At 61.0% G+C, this 20,777-nt stretch carries 17 protein-coding genes; 14 read left to right on the plus strand and 3 right to left on the minus strand.

The genetic code is table 11. From position 1 onward, the window contains the following. Window positions 1–79: 79 nt before the first annotated feature. The gene (locus tag AC13RC_RS00320; protein WP_488556177.1) at window positions 80–3,760 is read right to left on the minus strand and encodes a peptidoglycan-binding protein; all 3,681 of its coding nucleotides are present in this window, start codon (window positions 3,758–3,760) and stop codon (window positions 80–82) included. A gap of 39 nt (window positions 3,761–3,799) precedes the next feature. On the opposite strand from AC13RC_RS00320, the gene AC13RC_RS00325 reads away from it, so the two are divergent. From AC13RC_RS00325 to AC13RC_RS00340, 4 genes are all read left to right on the plus strand, one after another. Then, a complete protein-coding gene (locus AC13RC_RS00325; RefSeq protein WP_145633389.1) occupies window positions 3,800–4,156 on the plus strand; it encodes a hypothetical protein in 357 nt (118 codons plus the stop codon). A gap of 85 nt (window positions 4,157–4,241) precedes the next feature. Continuing rightward, the gene (locus tag AC13RC_RS00330; RefSeq protein WP_488556178.1) at window positions 4,242–6,038 is read left to right on the plus strand and encodes an acyl-CoA dehydrogenase C-terminal domain-containing protein; all 1,797 of its coding nucleotides are present in this window, start codon (window positions 4,242–4,244) and stop codon (window positions 6,036–6,038) included. A gap of 35 nt (window positions 6,039–6,073) precedes the next feature. Next, window positions 6,074–7,282 (plus strand): acetyl-CoA C-acetyltransferase, encoded by a 1,209-nt coding sequence (locus AC13RC_RS00335; RefSeq protein ID WP_488556179.1) that lies wholly within the window; start codon window positions 6,074–6,076, stop codon window positions 7,280–7,282. 13 nt (window positions 7,283–7,295) lie between these two features. Next, the gene (locus AC13RC_RS00340) at window positions 7,296–9,506 is read left to right on the plus strand and encodes a 3-hydroxyacyl-CoA dehydrogenase NAD-binding domain-containing protein (protein ID WP_488556180.1); all 2,211 of its coding nucleotides are present in this window, start codon (window positions 7,296–7,298) and stop codon (window positions 9,504–9,506) included. A 107-nt stretch (window positions 9,507–9,613) separates the two neighbouring features. Here the strand turns inward: AC13RC_RS00340 and AC13RC_RS00345 are convergent, their stop codons facing one another. Beyond that, entirely contained in the window at window positions 9,614–10,825 is a 1,212-nt protein-coding gene (locus AC13RC_RS00345; RefSeq protein ID WP_183810504.1) for an MFS transporter, read from the minus strand. Window positions 10,826–10,963: 138 nt separating this feature from the next. Between AC13RC_RS00345 and AC13RC_RS00350 the strand changes: the two genes are divergently transcribed. The 5 genes from AC13RC_RS00350 to galE all read left to right on the plus strand — a co-directional run bounded on the left by AC13RC_RS00350 (window position 10,964) and on the right by galE (window position 14,974). Beyond that, entirely contained in the window at window positions 10,964–11,530 is a 567-nt protein-coding gene (locus AC13RC_RS00350; protein ID WP_488556181.1) for a TetR/AcrR family transcriptional regulator, read from the plus strand. A 13-nt stretch (window positions 11,531–11,543) separates the two neighbouring features. Beyond that, a complete protein-coding gene (locus AC13RC_RS00355) occupies window positions 11,544–11,750 on the plus strand; it encodes a hypothetical protein (RefSeq protein WP_488556182.1) in 207 nt (68 codons plus the stop codon). A gap of 30 nt (window positions 11,751–11,780) precedes the next feature. Further along, on the plus strand, window positions 11,781–12,206 hold the full coding sequence (gene mscL, locus AC13RC_RS00360) for a large conductance mechanosensitive channel protein MscL (RefSeq protein ID WP_069611273.1): 426 nt from the start codon (window positions 11,781–11,783) through the stop codon (window positions 12,204–12,206). Window positions 12,207–12,350: 144 nt separating this feature from the next. Beyond that, window positions 12,351–13,517 (plus strand): pyridoxal phosphate-dependent aminotransferase, encoded by a 1,167-nt coding sequence (locus AC13RC_RS00365; RefSeq protein WP_113351229.1) that lies wholly within the window; start codon window positions 12,351–12,353, stop codon window positions 13,515–13,517. 419 nt (window positions 13,518–13,936) lie between these two features. Next, entirely contained in the window at window positions 13,937–14,974 is a 1,038-nt protein-coding gene (gene galE / locus AC13RC_RS00370) for a UDP-glucose 4-epimerase GalE (RefSeq protein WP_488556183.1), read from the plus strand. A gap of 12 nt (window positions 14,975–14,986) precedes the next feature. Here the strand turns inward: galE and AC13RC_RS00375 are convergent, their stop codons facing one another. After that, window positions 14,987–15,913, minus strand: a complete 927-nt coding sequence (locus tag AC13RC_RS00375) for a LysR family transcriptional regulator (protein ID WP_488556184.1) — start codon at window positions 15,911–15,913, stop codon at window positions 14,987–14,989. 172 nt (window positions 15,914–16,085) lie between these two features. Here AC13RC_RS00375 and AC13RC_RS00380 point away from each other — a divergent pair, with 172 nt between their 5' ends. Genes AC13RC_RS00380 through AC13RC_RS00400 form a run of 5 tightly spaced genes read left to right on the plus strand, consistent with a single transcriptional unit; the run spans window position 16,086 to window position 20,671 of the window. Continuing rightward, window positions 16,086–17,294 (plus strand): ABC transporter substrate-binding protein, encoded by a 1,209-nt coding sequence (locus tag AC13RC_RS00380; protein WP_488556185.1) that lies wholly within the window; start codon window positions 16,086–16,088, stop codon window positions 17,292–17,294. Window positions 17,295–17,309: 15 nt separating this feature from the next. Further along, window positions 17,310–18,092: an ABC transporter ATP-binding protein gene (locus AC13RC_RS00385; RefSeq protein WP_113351225.1), complete on the plus strand. Its 783-nt coding sequence runs from the start codon at window positions 17,310–17,312 to the stop codon at window positions 18,090–18,092. 2 nt (window positions 18,093–18,094) lie between these two features. Next, entirely contained in the window at window positions 18,095–18,796 is a 702-nt protein-coding gene (locus AC13RC_RS00390; protein WP_488556186.1) for an ABC transporter ATP-binding protein, read from the plus strand. Window positions 18,797–18,798: 2 nt separating this feature from the next. After that, complete coding sequence (locus tag AC13RC_RS00395) at window positions 18,799–19,686, plus strand: branched-chain amino acid ABC transporter permease (protein ID WP_488556187.1); 888 nt, start codon at window positions 18,799–18,801, stop codon at window positions 19,684–19,686. A 1-nt stretch (window position 19,687) separates the two neighbouring features. Further along, complete coding sequence (locus tag AC13RC_RS00400; protein WP_488556188.1) at window positions 19,688–20,671, plus strand: branched-chain amino acid ABC transporter permease; 984 nt, start codon at window positions 19,688–19,690, stop codon at window positions 20,669–20,671. The last annotated feature ends 106 nt before the right edge of the window (window positions 20,672–20,777 follow it).

The raw sequence follows: 20,777 nt of genomic DNA on the forward strand, positions 1-20,777 counted from the left end.
AGATTTGAGCTACCTAAACAAAATGCCGGCGTGCTGACGCCGGCATTTTGGTTGATCGCTTTCGCACGAAAGCCCGAAGCTACTTGTTGCGGGCGAGCAGCTCCTTGACCACTTGATCGGTGACCCGGCCATCCGCCGGCAGGCCGACGGACTTTTGGAAGCTCTTCAGGGCGGCTACCGTCTTGTCCCCCATGGCGCCATCCGGTGCACCGGCGTCGAAGCCATTCTTGTTGAGGATGGCCTGAATGTTGCGGATCGCCTTCTTCATGTCGATCGAGGCCGTGTTCACGCCCTTGCCGGTGGTCCATTCGTCGGGGATGTCGGTGCCGTTGGCCTTCGGATCGGCCGGCTGCACTTTCCAGAGATCGACCTTGGCACGCGCACTTTCGAGATCGGCCGGTTTCATGGCGTTGGCCACTTCGTCACGCTTCTGGGCAGCGTCCTTGTCGCCGCTCTTTGCGGCGATCGCGAACCATTTGTAGGATTCCTGCAGGTCCTGTTTCACGCCGTTGCCGCGCGCATAGAGGATTGCGAGGTTGAACTGGCTGTCGGAGACGCCGAGATCGGCGGCGCGGACGAACCAGTTCGCCGCGCTATCATAATCCTGCGGTCCTACTGTGCCCGAGGCGTAGAGAACCGCGAGATTGTGCATGGCGCTGGCATTGCCCTGATTGGCGGCCTGTTCGTAATACTGCTTGGCTTTGACGAGGTCGCGATCGACGCCGTTGCCCTTCTCATACATGCTGGCGAGGCGATATTGGGCCGGGGCATAACCCTTGTCGGCTGAAAGCTGATACCAGGTTGCAGCCTGCTTCATATCGGCAGCAACGCCGCGGCCATCCGTATAGCGTGCACCGATTTCGAAGAGCGCCACCGGATCGGCCGATTTAGCGGCAGCGACGAGCGATGGCGGCTGGATGCCGTCGGGCACCGTGATTTCCGGTGCTGCCGGCGTAGCTGCGGGAGCTGCGGCGGCTGTGTTCTCAGTCTGAACGAAGGCGGTGGCCTGCTGCGCGGGTGCGCTGCCGGCAGGGGCCAACTCTTCGCTTGCCGTCTGGTTGCCGTCGAGCGGAGTGGCTGCCGTCAGGTGGTCATTCGCGGGTGCGGCGGGATCGGTGGCCGTGGGTGCAGGCTGGACTTCCGCCGTCTCCGTCGTGGAAGCCGAGGGTGGGACGGCCAGGTTTGCAGCAGGCTGCTGATTGCTGGCGGCCGGGTTCGCATTGGCAGCGACGGTATTGGTCGCGGCACTATCGGCAGGCACGACCATTGTCGATACCTGGGCCGGTGCCGGCGCCTTCTGGCCGCGTGTCAGTGTGTTCGCCAGCGGATAGGCCATGATGGCGAGCATGACTGCGCCCAGTGCAAGCAGGATAGGCCGGCGGAAGCGCGAGAACGCACTGCCCTTCTTGGCGTCCTTCTTGGAAGCAGGAGCAGAGCGCTGCGTCTGGTCGACTTCCATGGCCGCGGCCTGCGCGGCGCGGCGGGCGGCCGCGATATAATCGGCCCGTTCGTTCTCGCTCGGCTGGCGGGCGTTTCCGCTGCGCGACGTGTTCTGGCTGGCGCGCACGCGCTCGAGGATCTTCTTGATGTCAGGCGCGCCGGAGCCCGGCTCCAGCAGTTCGTTGGCCTCTTCGCCGGGCATCACGTCGGCGGGATCGATCGACGGCGCCTGCTCGATGACCGGGCGGTCCGGCAGAAAGATCGGTTCGGCCTTTTCCGGCATGAAGAAGCGCTTGCCGAGGCTGGCAAACAGGCTGGTCTTGCCGCTCTTCTTGGCTGCCGCCTTGATTTCAGCCTTTGTGTTGGCGTCGATCGCCTGCGCGACCGCGACTTCGGCTGAAACCGAGGCTTCGGCAGGCGCCATCGTGCGGATGATCGGACCCGCCTTCTGCTGCGCGGCCATTGGCGGCCTCAGCGCCGGAGCATCCTCTTCGGCAAAGACGTCGCTTTCGAATGTCGCGGCCGGCATAGCAGGCGCCGGCTTGCGCTGTTCCATATGATCGAGACGGTCGGCGATCTGCAGCAGCGTATCGTGCAGAGCCTCGAAGGTGCGGTGCGTGCGCTCGTCGCTGGCGCGGCTGAGGTCCTCAAGATGACGAAGGTCTTCGGCAAGTGCCGTCAATGCCGCCATATCGGCCGCCTGTGCACCATGACCCATTCCGCCTTCGCGCGAATAGGCTTCGACGACGGTTTCCGCCGCATGGCGGGCCGCTTCGATGATATATTCGTCGTTGGTCGCCATATAGTCCTCGATCGCGCTCATGCGGCGATCGAAATCCGGAGGCAGATGATCGCCGCCGGCGCGAGGCTCGGCCGTCAGCAATGTCGAGAGATGGGCGATCTGCTCTTCGAGACTGCGCAGCGCCTGCGTATCCGTCGGCGGAGCGGCAGTGCTTGCTTCCAGCCGGGCTGCGATGTCGGAGAGGCGGCCTTCGAGCCGGCGTGCCATGCTGTCGTCGAGGCTTGCGGCCGGCGCGGACGGATGGAAATCAATCTCGTCGATGCGGCGAGCGAGATAATCCAGCCGATCGGCCAGTGCGTTGCCGACAGACCCATGTTCCAGCGCATCGATCTTATGGGAGATGTCGGCGAGATAGGTGACGAGCTCCGGCTGCGGCGTGGCCTTCTGCGAACGCTCCATCAGATGCGAAAGCTGGTCCAGGCGCTCTTCGAGGCGGGCGACGGCCTTGGCGCTGCCGAGTTCGTCGATGCGCATGGCAAGCGCTTCAAGGCGGCCGGAAAGGTCGTCGGCAGGCTGACGCCGGCCCGCATCGCGGCTCATCATGTCGATCTGGTCGGCAAGGCCGCTGAGGCGGCCTTCCAGCCGCTGCATGGCCTGGTCCTGCGGCTGCATCATCGAGCCGAGGCTTTCCATCGCGGTCGCGATCGTCAGCAGCTTGGTTTCCAGTGCATGCACGGCCGGGCTGTCATTCATGCCGCCGAGATGCTGCTTGATGTCATCGAGGCGATAGGCCAGCGAGACGAGCTCGTCCTGCAGGCCCGACGTGTCGATCGCCTTCACCTGGCGCTCGACATGGTGAAGCGACTCTTCGCGGGCGAGACCGTCCATCAGCGAACGCAGCTCGTCGAATTCCGCTTTCAGTCCGGCAGTCTCCGGCTGACCGGCGAGCTGGTTGATGCTGTCGGCAAGCCTGGCCATGTCCTGGCGGACATCGGCGACGAAATGCTTGTCCTCGGCTTTTTCGCGGATATCGCGGATTTCGGCACGCAAGGCGGTGACTTCGCGGCTCACGCTATCGGCGATGTCGCGCTTCAGATCCTGGCGAAGGTTGACGAGCGCCTGGGCGATATCGACCGGTGCGTCGGCGGCAGCGGCCCGCATCGGCTGGCGCTGGGGATAGCTGTCGATCGGACGTCGTGCCGGCTGCAGTTCTGCATGCGCGATTTCCTCACGCCGTGGCTGCAGACGTTCGCGGTTTGCTTCCAGGGTGCGTTGACGCTGACGGATTTCGGCAAGCGGATCGGAGCGAAGGTCGCTCTCATGGCGTTCGTTGCGCAGCGGGCGCTCGTAAGCGCGGCTGACATATTGTTCGCGTTCGGGGCGGGGCGGCATCCGCTCGGGTGCGGCTCGTTCGGGAGCAGGCGCATAGCCGGCGGTGACGCGCTGGCGCGTATCGCGCGCGGCGGCGGTTCCCATCAGCCCTTCGATGCGTGCCTCCAGCCCCTCGATCGTGCGGCTCAGAGCATCCAGCGACGTCCAGTCGCCCGTACCGGTAGGATTTGATCGCGATCCGCTCATATCTTTTGCTCGCCTCGAACTGTGGACCACCAGGCCGTCATGCTGACGAAAGAAGACGTTGCTGCATCGCCTTGCTGTCTGCATCCCGCCGTTCGGAAAGGGATAAATCTATTGGCTTTCCTCAAACAGAGCGGCAAAGACAGCGCGATTTCCAAGCATAAGTTGAAGAAACGCGAAGCACTGCTGCTCAACTCGTACAATTTACGAAACGTGGTAAACAACTCGTTAAGTTTGCCTGATGTCTTAACCTTTTATTTTGGTTCTGCTGTACCGCCGCCTGATATTCTTGCGCTGAGGCAGCACCAGTTTGCTTGGGCAGAGGGGAGGTATCGGCGACATGCGGAATGCTCTCCCTCATCGGCTTCACCAAAATTTCACCGCGAGACACGAATTTGACGTTTACGCAAACGTCAATATTTTGTAAGAGTATGACAGTGGCCGGAATCTCAAGGTCCGGCGGCGAATTGGAGGAATTCGAGAAATGCCAGTCTACAAGGCCCCGGTGAACGATACGCTCTTCGTCCTGAACGATGTGCTTGGGCTGGAGCGCTACAACAATCTTCCGGGTTATGCTGATGCCACGCCTGACATGATCGAAGCGATCGTCGGCGAAGCGGCCAAGATGTCGGAAGAGGTGCTTTTCCCGCTCAATTATTCCGGCGATCAGGAAGGCTGCGTGCGCCATGACGACGGCACCGTCTCCACGCCGAAGGGCTTCAAGGAAGCCTATCGCGCCTATCGCGAAGGCGGCTGGCTGGGTCTTGCCGTGCCGGAAGAATTCGGCGGGCAGGGGCTTCCCTATGTGCTGCACTGCGCCGTCGGCGAATATACCTCCGCCGCCAACATGTCGCTGATGATGTATCCGGGCCTGACGCAGGGCGCGATTGCCGCCATCCTCGTGCATGGCACCGATGCACAGAAGCAGACTTATCTGCCGAAGATGGTGGAGGGCAGCTGGTCCGGTACCATGAACCTCACCGAGCCGCATTGCGGCACCGATCTCGGCTTGCTGCGCACCAAGGCGGTTCCGCAAGCCGACGGCAGCTACAAGATATCAGGCCAGAAGATCTTCATTTCGGCCGGTGAGCACGACATGACGGATAATATCGTCCATCTCGTCCTTGCCCGCATCGAAGGTGCGCCTGAGGGCACCAAGGGCATCTCGCTGTTCATCGTACCGAAGTTCCTCGTCAAGGATGATGGTTTGCTCGGCGATCGCAACCCTGTCTCCTGCGGTGCGATCGAACACAAGATGGGCATCCACGGCAACGCCACTTGCGTCATGAATTACGACGAGGCTACGGGCTTCCTGATCGGTGCGGAGAACAAGGGCCTCAACGCCATGTTCGTCATGATGAACGAGGCTCGCCTCGGTGTCGGGCTGCAGGGTCTCTCCATCGCCGAAATCGCCTATCAGAATGCTGCCAATTATGCCCGTGAGCGCATCCAGGGTCGTTCGCTTTCTGGCCCGAAAGCGCCGGACAAAAAGGCTGATCCCATCATCGTGCATCCGGATATCCGTCGCTCGCTGATGACCATCCGCGCCTTCAACGAGGCCGGCCGCGCCTTCCTGCTCTGGACCGCGCTGAAATCCGATATCGCCCATCGCTCCCCGGACGAGAAGGAACGGCAGGCAGCCGACGATATCCTGGGTCTGGCGACGCCGATCCTGAAGGGCGTCCTGACCGACAAGGGCTTCGAGCATGCCGTCATGGCGCAACAGGTCTTCGGCGGTCATGGCTACATCGAAGAGCATGGCATGAGCCAGTATGTCCGCGATGCCCGCATTACCATGATTTACGAGGGTGCCAACGGCATTCAGGCGCTCGATCTCGTGGGCCGCAAGCTGGCGCTGAACGGCGGCCGCGCCGTCATGGCGCTCTTCAAGGAAATCGGCGATTTCTGCGAGGAAAACCGCAGCGACGAGCAGATGGCCTTCTTCACCAAGCATCTGAAGAAGGGCTTGAACGATGTACAGGCCGCGACCATGTGGTTCATGCAGAATGCCATGGCCAAGCCCGACAATGCCGGTGCCGGCTCGACCGATTACATGCACCTCTTCGGCCTCGTCGTTCTCGGCTATATGTGGGCGAAGATGGCCAAGGCGGCGCAGGCAGGCCTTGCGGCTGGCGACAGCGCGCGCGAGGATTATCTGAAAAACAAGCTTGTCACGGCACGGTTCTATATGGAGCGCATCATGCCGGAAACGGCGCTGCGCAAGGCCCGCATCGAAACCGGCGCCGACACGATGATGGAACTGGCGGCGGAAGCCTTTTGAGCAAGGCGGCGTCAGCTGCTGCAGGGAGATGAGACATGACCGAGGTTTTCATTTACGACCACGTGCGCACGCCGCGCGGGCGGGGCAAGAAGGATGGGGCGCTGCACGAAGTGCCCTCCGTTCGCCTCGCTGCCAAAACGCTGGAGGCGATCCGCGACCGCAACGGCCTCGATACCGAAACGGTTGACGACATCATTATGGGCTGCGTCGATCCCGTCATGGAAGCTGGCGCCGTCATCCCGAGGGGTGCTGCCTTCGAAGCCGGCTATTCCACCAAGGCGCCCGGCATGCAGATTTCCCGCTTCTGCGCCTCCGGCCTTGATGCCGTGAATTTCGGCGCGGCCAAGATCGCGCAAGGGGCTGATGACATCGTCATCGCCGGCGGCGTCGAAAGCATGTCGCGCGTCGGCTTGGGCATGTCGGGTGGTGCCTGGTTCATGGACCCCTCCGTCAACTTCCCGGCCTATTTCATGCCGCAGGGCGTCTCGGCTGATCTCATCGCCACCAAATACGGTTTCTCGCGCGATGACGTCGATGCCTATGCCGTCGAAAGTCAGAAGCGCGCCGCCAATGCCTGGGAGAAGGGCTACTTCAAGAATTCCGTCATCCCGGTGAAGGACATCAACGGCCTGACCATTCTCGACCGCGATGAGCACATGCGTCCCGGCACCGATATGCAGGCGCTCGCCTCGCTCAATCCGTCCTTCCAGATGCCCGGCGAGATGGGAGGCTTCGAAGCCGTCGGCATCCAGGCGCATCCGGAAGTCGAGCGCATCAACTACGTCCATCACGCCGGCAACTCCTCCGGGATCGTCGATGGTGCTGCCGCCGTTCTGCTCGGCTCCAAGGCGGGCGGTGAAAGCATGGGGCTGAAGCCGCGTGGCCGTATTAAGGCCTTCGCCAATATCGGCTCCGACCCGGCGCTCATGCTGACAGGCCCGGTCGACGTCACCGAAAAACTCCTGAAGCGCAGCGGCTTGACGCTTGCCGACATCGATCTTTTCGAACTGAATGAAGCCTTTGCCGCCGTCGTGCTGCGCTACATGCAAGCCTTCGATATCGAGCATGACAAGATCAACGTCAATGGCGGCGCCATCGCCATGGGCCATCCGCTCGGCGCCACCGGCGCGATGATCCTCGGCACCGTGCTCGATGAGCTGGAACGTCGCGATCTCAAGACGGCGCTCGTGACACTCTGCATCGGAGCCGGTATGGGCACGGCCACGATCATCGAACGCGTCTGAGGAGGGGAAACCAATGGCTTACACGAATTTCACCGTCGAAACCGACGCAGACGGCATAGCCCTCGTTACGTGGGACATGCCCGGCAAGTCCATGAATGTCTTCACCGCCGAGATCCTCGAAGAACTGAATGCCATCATCGACGCCACGGTCGCCGATGCTGCCATCAAGGGCGTGGTCTTCACCTCAGGCAAATCCTCCTTCTCCGGCGGCGCCGATCTCTCGATGATCAAGTCGATGTTTTCCTTCTATCAGGAGGAAAAGGCGAAGGACCCGGCCGCTGCCACACAGAAGCTCTTCGATCTCGTCGGGCGCATGACGGGCCTGTTCCGCAAGCTCGAAACCTGCGGCAAGCCCTGGGTTTCGGCCATCAACGGCACCTGCATGGGCGGCGCTTTCGAGCTGTCGCTCGCCTGCCACGGCCGTGTTGCGTCGAGCGCCAAGAGCGTCAAGATTGCGCTGCCCGAGGTCAAGGTCGGCATCTTCCCCGGCGCCGGCGGCACGCAGCGCATCTCGCGCCTGACGGATGCACAATCCGCGCTGCAGATGATGACGACGGGCCAGTCGCTGACGGCGGCGCGCGCCAAGGCGATGAACCTCGTGCATCAGGTGGTCGAGCCGGATCAGCTGATCCCGGCCGCCAAGCAGATGATCAAGGACGGCTTGAAGCCCATCGCCCCCTGGGACGAAAAGGGCTTCAAGGCACCGGGCGGCGGCATCTGGACGCCGGCCGCGGCCCAGCTCTGGCCGGCAGCCCCGGCCATCCTGCGTCGCGAGACATCGGGCAATTATCCGGCAGCGCTCGCCATCCTCAAATGCGTCTATGAAGGCCTGCAGGTTCCTTTCGATACCGGCCTGAAGATCGAGCAGCGCTATTTCACGCATGTGCTGCAGACCACCGAAGCCTATTCGATGATCCGCTCGCTGTTCATCTCCATGCAGGAACTCGGCAAGGGCGCCCGCCGCCCGGCCGACCAGCCGAAGACGGAGCTGAAGAAGGTCGGCGTCGTCGGTGCCGGCTTCATGGGTGCATCTATCGCCTATGTCACCGCAGCAGCGGGCATTCCCGTCACGCTGATCGACCGCGATATCGAAGCCGCAATCAAGGGCAAGGGCGTCGGCGAGGGGCTGGTCAAGGATTCGATCGGTAAAGGAAGGCTTACACATGACGAAGGTGCAGCTCTGCTCTCGCGCATCACGCCGTCGGCCGATTATTCGGATCTCAAGGATGCGGATCTTGTCATCGAAGCCGTGTTCGAGGATCGCGACGTCAAGAAGGCCGTCATCGAGGCGGTCGAAGCCGTGCTGCCGGCCGGCGCCGTCTTTGCCTCCAACACCTCGACGCTGCCGATCACGGGCCTTGCGAAGAATTCCAAGCGCCCGGTCGATTTCATCGGCGTCCACTTCTTCTCGCCGGTCGAGAAGATGATGCTGACCGAAGTCATCCTCGGCAAGGAAACCGGCGACCATGCGCTGGCGGTTGCGCTCGACTATGTCGCCGCCATCAAGAAGACGCCGATCGTCGTCAATGATACCCGTGGCTTCTTCGTCAATCGCTGCGTCTTCCGCTATATCCACGAAGCCTATGACATGCTGATCGAAGGCGTGCCCGCAGCCATGATCGAGAATGCCGCCAAGATGGCTGGCATGCCTGTCGGGCCTCTGGCGCTGAACGATGAAGTCGCTATCGATCTGTCCTACAAGATCCTGAAGGCGACGGTTGCCGATCTCGGCGAAAAGGCGGTCGACCCGTGTCATATGCAGCTGATCAGCGGTCTCGTCGAAGGCGAGGATCGTTTAGGCCGGAAGAACTCCAAGGGCTTCTACGATTACCCGCCGAAGCCGGCGAAGAAGTCGCTCTGGCCAGGCCTCAAGGATCTCTATCCGCAGAAGAAGGCCGATGAGATCGATGTCAACGTGCTGAAACAGCGCTTCCTCGTCACGATCGCGCTGGAAGCTGCCCGCACCATCGAGGAAGGCATCGTCACCGATCCGCGCGAAGCCGATGTCGGCTCCATCCTCGGCTTCGGCTTCGCTCCCTATACCGGCGGTGCGCTGTCCTACATCGATGGCATGGGTGTGAAGGCTTTCGTGGAGCTCTGCGAAAAGCTGGCGGCCCCCTACGGCCCGCATTTCCAGCCGACGGCGCTGCTCAAGGACATGGCCGCAAAAGGCGAGACCTTCTACGGCCGCTTCGATCCCTATGGCGCCAAGAAGGCGGCCTGAACCGGAGCGCTATTGCTCGCGACAAATCATGGGCCGCCCCTGTCAGGAGCGGCCCTTTTTTGTTGATTGGTTCAGCCTGGATCAATGGCGAATACGTAAGATTTTACTTACGCATTGCTCAATGGCTTCTCTTGCCCCGCCCTCAACGCCAGCACGCCCCAACCCACGAGCAGAAGGATCGCCGCCGCGTAGATATCGGCGGCATCGGCAAATCCGAGCGCCTTCGACAGGAAACCTGCGAGGATGGCGGGCAGGCTGAAGGCGAGGTAGCTCTGGATGTAGAAGGCGGAGAGCAGCCCGGCGCGTTCGTCGGGCTTTGCCAGTGGCATGATGCTTCTGACCGTGCCGAGGAAAACCGCCCCGAAGCCCGAGCCGGCAATCACAGTTCCCAGGGCGAGGATCGACACTTCAGCCGCATGCATGCCGGCGATGATGGTCAGTATGCCGAGGCACATGGTTGGTATGCCGAACTTCATGATCGCGGCGGCGGATCGCTTACGCAACAGGAACACCGCGGCCGCACCGCTGATCGTCAATGCCCCGACTACAGAACCGCCGACCAGCGGCGCCGTGCTGCCGGTCGTGGCGCTGACCAGCGAGGGCACCAGCGACAGATAGAAGCCGGCGAGCGCCCAGACGGCGATATTGATCGGCGTCAGCGCTAGCAGCGTCCGCCGGGCCTGCTGGGGAACGGCGACTTCCGGCTTCAGCGATGCGAGCACGCCGGTCCTTCGGCTCGTAGTCTCCGGCATCAGCCATAGCAGCGCGGCTTGCAGCGCCAGCAGGGCAAGCGTGACGATATAGACAAGCACGGTCGGGGCCGGCGCGAATTGGATCAGCAGGCTCGTACCGATCGCGCCGATCGCCATGCCTACAAGCGGGGCAAGGCTGTTGGTGATCGATCCTCTGATCGGATCGAGATCGACGAGAGCGGCACCGACGGAACTGACGGCAGTGCCCGTCGCGAAGCCCTGCACGATGCGGGCGGCAATTAGCCAATCCGACCCCCTGGCCATTAAAAACAATACTATCGCCACCATATTGAGCAGGATCGATGCGAAGATTACGGGCCGACGGCCGAGATGGTCGGAGATCGAGCCGACGATGAGGAGCGCGGCGAGAAGGGAGAAGGCATAGACGGCGAAGATCACCGTAAGCAGCACCGGCGAAAAGGCAAAGGCCTGCTGATAAAGGCGATAGAGAGGCGTCGGTACGGACGAGGCAGCCAAAAACAGCGCGCTGGTTGCTGCATAATAGAAAGGCGCCAGGCGTCTGGCTGGTGAAATCGGAGCGCTGCCGGTGGAATCGAGTTCGGTCATCGACTATATCCTACCTAAAGCTAAAAGATTGCGTTAGACGCATATAGGGCGCCTGATGTATAAAAACAAATAATTTGCGTTAGTGAATGTCCACGGATCATTCACGATCCGCAAAACGGGAAAAATTGGCAAGGGCTTATGGGCTACAGAGAAAATCCCCGCCCCGGCGGGCGCAGCGCCAGAGTGCAAGCGGCCGTGCATCAATCCGTCCGCGACATGCTGGCGACGATGGATCGCGCCGAGGTGACGATCCCGCTGATCGCACAGCGCGCCAATGTCACGCCGTCGACGATCTACCGCCGCTGGGGCGACCTTCAAAAGCTTCTGGCGGATGTTGCCGCCTCACGCCTGCAGCCTGAAGGCGAGCCCGCCAGGATTGGCAGCGCCCGGGAGGACCTGGATGCCTGGGTCGAGCAATATGCCGATGAAATGGCCTCGGGAGTCGGACGGCAACTGCTGCGCGATGTTCTCGCGGTACCCGATAGCGCAAATGCGGAAAAATGCTGCACCTATACACGCTGCCAACTAAGCGTATTTATTGCGCGGGCGGAGGCGGCTGGCGAGCCCTTTCCGACTTTGGTGGAACTGATGGATCACGTCATCTCGCCGATCATCTATCGCATTCTCTTCGATCAGGCGCCCGGTCCTGACTACGTTCGCAAGCTCGTCGCGAAAGTGATGCGGGAGAGTGCGGTCAGCGCTTGAAGCGCGGCCGACTATGCCGAACGACTCACCCGAGATCCCTGATGTACAGCCAGCGGCCTCGGCTTGGTTGCTCGCAACTGACGAACAAGCTGCCGAATATATGCGCCCTAAAGTTGCTAATGTGGTGAAATTATCATGGGATATGCATGCCTGGACATGGCTCCTGATCAATTTGCTGTTGAAAAATAAGGAAAAAGATGGTGCTAATTATCATCAGTGAATTCAACGGCAACGCGAAGGGGACTGCTCAATGCTAAATGAATTCAAGGCATTTATCGCCCGCGGCAATGTCATGGATCTCGCAGTCGGCGTGATCATCGGCGGCGCTTTCGGCGGCATCGTGAAATCGCTGGTTGACGATATCATCATGCCGATCGTCGGCGCGATTTTCGGCGGCTTCGATTTTTCGAACTACTTCATCGGCCTTTCCTCGGCGGTCAATGCGCCGACGCTGGCAGCCGCCCGTGCCCAGGGGGCGGTCTTCGCTTACGGCAACTTCATCACCGTCCTCATCAACTTCCTCATCCTCGCCTGGATCATCTTCCTGATGGTCAAGGGCGTGAACACGCTACGTGCCCAGCTCGAGCGCAAGGAAGAGAAGGTTGCCGAGGCAGCTCCGCCGCCGGCCGACGTTCAGTTGCTCACCGAAATCCGCGATCTTCTCGCCAAGCGCTGACGGGCTTGCTTCAACCTCTTTCAAAGCCCCGGTTTCCGGAAGGATCGGGGCTTTATTCATCACCAAAATCGATCGGTCACTAAGGCAAAGTCATGGGATTTGTCCGCCGCTCTGCTTTATGAAGGCAGAAACCGGAGACTTTGCATGTCGATACTAGATAGCCTCAGCCCACGCGCGCTCGCAGCACCCGAAAGCGGGATCGTGGAAGTTGTTAACTATGCCCGCGGCCGTGAGGGCCTGCTGCCACTCTGGGTCGGTGAGGGCGATCTGCCGACGCCGGATTTCATCAACCGCGCCGCCATGGCCTCGCTCAACGCCGGCGAAACCTTTTACACCTGGCAGCGCGGTATTCCCGAGCTGCGTCAGGCGCTCGCCGATTATTATGGCCGGCATTTCGGCACCTCGCTGCCGATGGAGAATTTCTATGTCGTCGGCTCCGGCATGCAGGCGATCCAGCTGTCCGTGCAGGCGATCACCGCTCCCGGCGACGAGATGGTCTATCTGTCGCCCGCCTGGCCGAACATTGCTGCGGCGCTCGAGATCGCAGGCGCCCGTTCCGTCGCCGTACCCTTACAGTTTGAGCACGGCAAATGGTCGCTCGATCTCAACCGGCTGGAAGGGGCGATTACGCCGAAGACCAAGGGCCTCTTCATCAATACCCCATCCAACCCCACAGGCTGGACGGCGACCCATCAGGATCTTCGCGATATCCTCGCCTTGGCGCGCAAGCATGATCTCTGGATCATGGCCGACGAAATCTATGCGCTCTATTACTATGCCGGCGGACGCGCGCCGAGCTTCCTGGATGTCAAGGAAGCCGACGACAAGATCCTCTTCGTCAATTCCTTCTCGAAGAACTGGTCAATGACCGGCTGGCGTGTCGGCTGGATCGTCGCACCCGCCGAGCTCGGGCAGGTGATCGAAAACCTCGTGCAATATTCGACCTCGGGCGTCGCGCAGTTCATGCAGAGAGGCGCGGTTGCAGCGCTGAACGAGGGCGATGATTTCGTTCGCTCCAATATCGAAAAGGCCACTCGCTCGCGCGACATCCTCTGCGACGCGCTGATCGCCACCAATCGCGTGCAGACGCTGAAGCCGGATGGCGCGCTCTATTCCTTCCTCAGGATCGACGGCGTCACCGACAGCCGCAAGGCCGCCATTGACATCGTCGATAAGACCGGCGTCGGCCTAGCACCCGGAACGGCCTTCGGTTTGGGCGGAGAGCTGTTCATGCGCGCCTGCTTCCTGCGCGATCCGGTGCAGGTGGCGGATGCCGCGGAACGGTTGAGCCGGTATATTTTGAGTTTGTAGGTACGATCTGTGTGCTGCGGCTGACAGCGTTTAATTTGGCTGGTCCCGATACCCCCCTCTGTCGCTTTCGCGACATCTCCCCCACAAGGGGGGAGATTGGAAACTCGCGGCAGCTTCTCACACCCAAGAACATCATATCTGCTGAAGCCGAAACTTCATTGTTTTGGTGAAGGGGCAGCAACCTCCCAACGATCTCCCCCCTTGTGGGGGAGATGTCACGAAGTGACAGAGGGGGGTATGCACTCTCCGATATATGCGAGGCCTGCCGTCGCACACCCAATCCATAAAATCCAATCAAACCACGAAAGCCTCCTCTAACCATTCCCGCAATCTTTCCCGCCCCACCTCCGGCTTTTAATCAATTTCGCAGGGGAAGCGGCCTCATATATCGCCGATAAGACTTGGCGGGGACGAGAAGAATGACTGTCTTGGTGACGGGCGGAGCCGGCTATATCGGCAGCCACATGGTCTGGAGATTGCTTGACGCGGGCGAGGACGTTGTTGTTCTCGATTGCCTTTCCACAGGCTTTCGCTGGGCAGTGCCCCCCGCGGCCCGCTTCTATCTCGACGATGTCGCTGACGAGGCGCTGCTCAAAACGATTTTCGCCGAGAACGATATAGAAGCCATCATCCATTTCGCTGGCTCTGCCGTCGTGCCGATGTCGATCGAGGATCCTCTTGCCTATTACGAAAACAACACCGGCAAGACCCGCGCCCTGATGAGCGCCGCCGTCAGGGCCGGCATCCGCCATTTCGTCTTTTCGTCCACCGCTGCTGTTTATGGTCAGCAGCCCGCGGATCGACCGGTTAGCGAAAATGTGCCGTTGCGGCCTGAGTCCCCCTATGGCCAATCCAAGCTGATGTCCGAGCTGATGCTGCGCGATGCCGCCGCGGCCTATGATTTTCGCTATGTGGCGCTGCGTTACTTCAATGTCGCCGGCGCGGATCCCGAAGGGCGGGCGGGTCAGTCGACCGACGGCGCCACCCACCTCATCAAGGTCGCCTGCGAAGCGGCCCTCGGCCGCCGCCGCCAGGTGGATATCTACGGCACGGATTACGCGACACATGACGGCACCGGCGTGCGCGACTACATCCACGTGAGCGATCTTGTTGAGGCGCATCTCATGGCCTTGCGCCATCTGCGCGATGGCGGCCGCTCGCTGGTTGCCAATTGTGGCTATGGCCACGGTTACTCCGTGCTTGACGTGCTCAACATGGTCATGCGCATCCATGGCCGTTCCTTCCGCATCCATATCGCTCCGCGCCGGGCCGGCGATATGGCGAGCATTGTCGCGGACGCGACGCTTGCTCGTCGCGAGCTGGGCTGGGTTCCAAAACACGACAGCTTGGAAACGATCGTGCGTTCGTCGCTGGATTGGGAGCTTCGCCTCGTCGAGCGGGCGAGCTTCGATGCCGCCGGGCTCGGCAAGATCTATGCTGCCCCGAGCACGCTATAGCCTGAAGCGATCTCAGTTCTCGGTTTTTCTCCAGGGGCCTAGAAACGCCGGTGCGTTCCTGCGTACGGCTTCCGCCAAAAAATCGATGACGGTGCGCACGCGTGGCGATTGGCGCAGATCGCGGTGGCAGGTGATCCAGTAGTGGCGCCTGAGATCCACCTCATGTGGTAGCACGACCTGCAGATCCGGATGTTTGCCGGCGATGAAGAACGGCAGCACGCACAGCCCCTGGCCGTTCTTTGTTGCCGTCAGCTGCGCAAAGATGCTCGAGCTCTGGAATTGCGGCCTGATGCGCGGATGGACGTCATCGAGATAGTCCAGGCCCGGCGCGAAGATCATGTCCTCGATATAGCCGATGAAGGTGAAGTCAGGCAGGTCGTCGCGGCTTTCGATTGGCGGATGGCGGGCAAGGTAATCGCGCGATCCGTAGACCTGCAGATGATAGTCTGTCAGTTTTTCGGTGAAGTAGGGTCCCGCCTTCGGCGGGTCGAGCACCACGACGATGTCGGCTTCCTTGCGCGAGAGCGACATGATCTGCTGGATGGTGATCAGCTCCAGCGAAATGTTCGAATGTTTCGCAGTGAATTCCGGCAGAACGCCGGTGAAGAAGAAATTGGAAAACCCCTCCGGCGCGCTGATGCGCACCACGCCGCCTTGGGCTGCCGATCCCGTCGAAAGGTCGGTCCGCAGACGCTCGGTTTCCTGCTCCATTCTTTCGGCCGTATCGACGAAGCGCTGCCCCATTCCGGTCAGCATGTAGCCGCGCGGATTGCGCTCGAATAGCTTGACCTTCAAGGCGAATTCCAGCCGGTCGATACGGCGCGAGACCGTGGCATGGCTGGTACGCAGCTGTCGCGCCGCAGTCGAAAGTTGCCCCGTTCGCGCAACGGCGAGGAAGAACTGCAGATCGTCCCAGGTAAAATGCGGCGTGCGCTTCATGCCTCCCCCTCTGTTCAAAAATGAACAGACCTTGTTTGGAATTAGTTGCAATCGCGACTTGCGTCAACGCGCGAATTCCGTGATCTTGCCTATCGGGAAAAGCCGCTTTGAGGAAAGCGGCTGGCCAATTTTGAACAGATTCGTTTTTGCCAAATCTCTGGGAGGAGAGGATATGCGAAAGAGTCTTATTGCGTCCCTTGCATTTCTGCTTGCAGCCGGCACCGCGGCTTTCGCCGCCGGCCCGTCCGATGGTGTCGTCAAGATCGGCATTCTGAACGATCAGTCCGGAGTCTATGCGGATTTCGGCGGCAAGTCGTCGGTAGCGGCCGCCAAGATGGCCGCCGAGGATTTCGGCGGCAAAGTGCTGGGCGTGCCGATCGAGATCGTCGATGCCGATCACCAGAACAAGCCCGATATCGCTTCCAACATCGCCCGCCAATGGTATGACCAGGACAAGGTCGACGCCATCATGGAGCTGACGACCTCGTCGGTCGCGCTCGCCGTGCAGGCGGTCGCCAAGGAAAAGAAGAAGATCGATATCGTCACCGGCGCCGCGACCACCGATCTCACCGGCAAGCAATGCTCGCCCTATGGCTTCCACTGGGCCTATGACACGCATGCCCTGGCCGTCGGTACCGGCGGCGCGCTCGTCAAGCAGGGCGGCGACACATGGTTCTTCCTGACCGCGGACTACGCTTTCGGCTACTCGCTTGAGCAGCAGACCAGCGATTTTGTCAAGGCAAGCGGTGGTAAGGTGCTCGGCTCCGTCCGCCATCCGCTGTCGACCAATGATTTCTCTTCCTTCCTGCTGCAGGCGCAGTCCTCTGGCGCCAAGGTCATCGGCCTTGCCAATGCCGGCCTCGACACCTCGAATGCCATCAAGCAGGCCTCGGAATTCGGCATCACCCAGGGCGGCCAGCATCTGGCGGCACTGCTCTTCACGCTCGCCGAAGTGCACGGCCTCGGGCTGCAGGCGGCGCAAGGCCTGACGCTGACCGAAGGCTACTACTGGAACCTCGACGACAAGAGCCGCGAATTCGGCAAGCGCTTCTTTGCCCGCACCGGCAAGATGCCGAACATGATCCATGCCGGCACCTATTCCGCCGTGATGCAGTATCTGAAGGCCGTGCAGAAGGCCGGCACGGATGACACCGAGGCCGTTGCCAAGCAGCTGCATGAGATGCCGGTTGATGATTTCTTCGGCCGCGGCGGTTCGGTCGGCGCCAACGGCCGCATGATCCACGACATGTATCTGCTGCAGGTCAAGAAGCCCGAAGAGAGCAAGGAGCCGTGGGATTACTTCAACGTGCTGGCGACGATCCCGGGTAAGGAAGCCTATATCGATCCCGCCAAGAGCGGCTGCGACCTCGTCAAGCAATAGGGCTTGGAACAGCTCATGGCGATGTCCGCGACACATCCGCATGAAGAGCCCCGGGTGGTCTTGTCCGCTCGGGGACTGCGGCGCGATTTCGGCGGATTCACCGCCGTCAAGAATGTCGATCTTGACGTACATCACGCCCAAGTCCATGCGCTGATCGGCCCGAATGGCGCCGGCAAGACGACGGTCTTTAATCTCCTGACCAAATTCCTGCAGCCGACGCATGGCACGATCACGCTGCTCGGCACCGATATCACCAAGACAAGACCTGACAAGGTCGCGCGCATGGGTCTCGTGCGCTCCTTCCAGATTTCCGCCGTCTTCCCGCATCTGACGGTGCTGGACAACGTCCGTGTCGCCTTGCAGCGGCCGAACAATCTCGCCCACCAGTTCTGGCGGCCGCTATCCGCTCTCGACAGCCTCAATGCCCGCGCCGAACAGCTCATCGCCTCAGTCGGTCTCTCGAAGGAGCGTGATGCTGTAGCAGCCGATCTTTCCTATGGCCGCAAGCGCGTACTGGAGATCGCGACGACGCTCGCGCTCGATCCGAAGGTGCTGCTGCTCGACGAGCCGATGGCCGGCATGGGGCTGGAGGACGTAAACACCGTCTCTGCTATCATCCGCGATGTCGCGCGCGATAGGGCTGTGCTTATGGTCGAGCACAATCTCTCGGTCGTTGCCGATATCTGCCATCATGTCACGGTGCTGCAGCGCGGCGAGATCCTGGCCCAAGGCGATTATGCGACGGTCAGCAAAGACCCGCGTGTGCGCGAAGCCTATATGGGCACGGAGGAGGCTTGACGATGGCGCCGCTTCTGGACGTTCAGGGCCTCAATGCCTGGTATGGTGAAAGTCACATCCTGCATGGCGTCGATATGCATGTGGGCGAGGGAGAAACCATCACCATCCTCGGCCGCAACGGCGTCGGCAAGACGACGACCCTGCGCACCATCGTCGGCATCGTCCGCGCTCGCAAGGGCAGGATCACCTTTGCCGGTAAGGACATGATGCAGGTGCCGCTGCACAAGACGGCACATCAGGGTATCGGCTTCGTGCCAGAAGAGCGCGGCATATTTTCCACGCTCAGCGTCTATGAAAACCTGATGCTGCCGCCGGTCGTGGCGGCAGGCGGCATGACGCTCGACGAGATCTTTGAGCTGTTTCCAAATCTGCATGAGCGGCGCAACAGCGTCGGCACAAGGCTTTCTGGCGGCGAGCAGCAGATGCTCGCCATGGCCCGCATCCTGCGCACCGGCGTCCGTATGCTGCTGCTTGACGAACCGACCGAGGGCCTTGCACCCGTCATCGTCCAGCGCATCGGCGAAGTCCTGCAGAAGCTGAAAGGCCGTGGCATGACCATCTTGCTCGTCGAGCAGAATTTCCGCTTTGCCAGCCGCATCGCCGATCGCTTCTATGTGATGGATCACGGCCAGATGGTCTCGGAATTCCCGGTCGGCGAGCTCTCCGAGCGCATGGATATGCTCCACAAGGTTCTGGGAGTCTGAGAATGACGACGATATTCGGCATCCACGCCCAGGCGCTTCTCGGTCAATTGCTGATCGGGCTGATCAATGGCTCCTTCTATGCGTTGCTGAGCCTCGGCTTGGCGATCATCTTCGGCATGCTCAGGGTGATCAACTTCGCCCACGGCGCGCTCTATATGCTCGGTGCCTTCACCGCCTATCTGCTGCTCGCCTATACAGGCATCGGCTATTGGCCGGCCCTCGTTTTGGCACCGCTGATCGTCGGTCTGTTCGGCGCGCTGGTGGAAAGGCTCTGCCTGCGCCGGCTCTACGGGATCGATCCGCTCTATGGCCTGCTCTTCACCTTCGGCATGGCCCTGACCATCGAAGGGACCTTCCGCTATCTCTACGGCTCCTCCGGTCAACCCTATGCCGTACCGACGGAGCTGGCGGGCGCAAGAAATATCGGCTTCATGTTCCTGCCCGTCTATCGCGGCTGGGTGGTCATTGCCTCGCTGGTCGTCTGCATCGGCACTTGGCTGCTGATCGAAAAGACCAAGCTTGGCGCCTATCTGCGCGCCGCGACCGAGAATTCCACGCTCGTTCAGGTTTTCGGCGTTAACGTGCCGGTGCTTCTGACGCTGACCTACGGCTTCGGGGTGGCGCTTGCTGCCTTCGCCGGCGTGCTGGCCGCACCGATCTATCAGGTCTCGCCGCTGATGGGCTCGAATATGATCATCATCGTCTTCGCCGTCGTGGTCGTCGGCGGCATGGGCTCGATCATGGGCGCGATCGTGACAGGTTACATGCTCGGGATCGCCGAAGGCCTCACCAAGGTCTTCTATCCGGAAGCTTCCAACATCGTCATCTTTGTCATCATGGCAATCGTGCTGCTTCTGAGGCCTGCGGGTCTCTTCGGTCGGGAGGCGTGATATGGCTGGATTGATCAGCTCTGGCTCCAAGGAGCGTCCGAAGCTTTCCGTGCAGAAGCTGTTGCTGATCCTCGGCCTTGTCGGCCTGATCTGGGCGCCGTTCTTCATCTACCCGATCTTCGTCATGAAGGTGCTCTGCTTCGCGCTGTTTGCCTGCGCCTTCAATCTGCTGCTCGGCTATGCCGGCCTGCTCTCCTTCGGCCATGCCACCTTCTTCGGCGGGGCCGCTTATTTCACGGCCCATGCGGTGAAGGAGTGGGGCCTGCCGCCCGAACTCGGCATCCTGATCGGCGTCGCCGGCGCGTCGCTGCTCGGCCTCGTCATGGGCTTCGTCGCCATCCGCCGTCAGGGCATCTATTTCGCCATGATCACGCTGGCGCTCTCCTACATGTTCTATTTCTTCTGCCTGCAGGCGGCGTTCACCCATGGCGAGGATGGCATTCAGTCGGTGCCGCGCGGCTATCTCTTCGGCGTTCTCGACCTCAGCAACTCCTTCAACATGTATTATTTCGTCCTTGCCGTTTTCCTGATCGGGGTGCTGATCATCTGGCGTTTCATCAATTCGCCCTTCGGCATGATCCTGAAATCGATCCGCGAGAACGAGCAGCGGGCGATTTCGCTTGGTTATTCCGTCGCGCATTATAAGCTCGGCGCCTTCGTCATGTCGGCGGCACTTGCGGGGCTTGCCGGAGCGGTCAAGGCGCTGGTCTTCCAGTTCGCGACGCTGACGGATGTCGCCTGGCAGATGTCCGGCGAAGTCATTCTCATGACCTTGCTTGGCGGCATCGGCACGTTGATCGGCCCGATTTTTGGCGCGGGGTTCGTGGCGACGCTGGAAAACTATCTCGCGACTTCGGAATTCCCCGTCACCATCATCACCGGCATCGTTTTCATGGTGTGCGTTTTGCTCTTTCGCCGCGGGGTTGTCGGTGAATTCTATGCCTCACGGCTGGGACGGAAGCTGGGGTTTGAGTATCGGCGGTAATGATCAAACCTATGCGTACTTGTTGTGCACCCCCTCACCCCAGCCCTCTCCCCGAGGGGAGAGGGGGGAACGGTCTTTGACGATGATCGGATACGGGGCCGAGGCA

The organism is Martinezella sp. CNPSo 3890 (assembly GCF_057784455.1).

Bases quoted from the DNA above. Each gene is read 5' to 3' on its own strand.
- AC13RC_RS00400 (WP_488556188.1), top strand. From the start codon at position 19,688: ATGGCTGGATTGATCAGCTCTGGCTCCAAGGAGCGTCCGAAGCTTTCC.
- AC13RC_RS00355 (WP_488556182.1), top strand. From the start codon at position 11,544: ATGCCGAACGACTCACCCGAGATCCCTGATGTACAGCCAGCGGCCTCG.
- AC13RC_RS00330 (WP_488556178.1), top strand. From the start codon at position 4,242: ATGCCAGTCTACAAGGCCCCGGTGAACGATACGCTCTTCGTCCTGAAC.
- AC13RC_RS00340 (WP_488556180.1), top strand. From the start codon at position 7,296: ATGGCTTACACGAATTTCACCGTCGAAACCGACGCAGACGGCATAGCC.
- AC13RC_RS00320 (WP_488556177.1), bottom strand. From the start codon at position 3,760: ATGAGCGGATCGCGATCAAATCCTACCGGTACGGGCGACTGGACGTCG.
- AC13RC_RS00325 (WP_145633389.1), top strand. From the start codon at position 3,800: ATGCTGACGAAAGAAGACGTTGCTGCATCGCCTTGCTGTCTGCATCCC.
- AC13RC_RS00365 (WP_113351229.1), top strand. From the start codon at position 12,351: ATGTCGATACTAGATAGCCTCAGCCCACGCGCGCTCGCAGCACCCGAA.
- AC13RC_RS00390 (WP_488556186.1), top strand. From the start codon at position 18,095: ATGGCGCCGCTTCTGGACGTTCAGGGCCTCAATGCCTGGTATGGTGAA.
- AC13RC_RS00385 (WP_113351225.1), top strand. From the start codon at position 17,310: ATGGCGATGTCCGCGACACATCCGCATGAAGAGCCCCGGGTGGTCTTG.
- AC13RC_RS00350 (WP_488556181.1), top strand. From the start codon at position 10,964: ATGGGCTACAGAGAAAATCCCCGCCCCGGCGGGCGCAGCGCCAGAGTG.
- AC13RC_RS00345 (WP_183810504.1), bottom strand. From the start codon at position 10,825: ATGACCGAACTCGATTCCACCGGCAGCGCTCCGATTTCACCAGCCAGA.
- AC13RC_RS00335 (WP_488556179.1), top strand. From the start codon at position 6,074: ATGACCGAGGTTTTCATTTACGACCACGTGCGCACGCCGCGCGGGCGG.
- AC13RC_RS00380 (WP_488556185.1), top strand. From the start codon at position 16,086: ATGCGAAAGAGTCTTATTGCGTCCCTTGCATTTCTGCTTGCAGCCGGC.
- AC13RC_RS00375 (WP_488556184.1), bottom strand. From the start codon at position 15,913: ATGAAGCGCACGCCGCATTTTACCTGGGACGATCTGCAGTTCTTCCTC.
- mscL (WP_069611273.1), top strand. From the start codon at position 11,781: ATGCTAAATGAATTCAAGGCATTTATCGCCCGCGGCAATGTCATGGAT.
- galE (WP_488556183.1), top strand. From the start codon at position 13,937: ATGACTGTCTTGGTGACGGGCGGAGCCGGCTATATCGGCAGCCACATG.
- AC13RC_RS00395 (WP_488556187.1), top strand. From the start codon at position 18,799: ATGACGACGATATTCGGCATCCACGCCCAGGCGCTTCTCGGTCAATTG.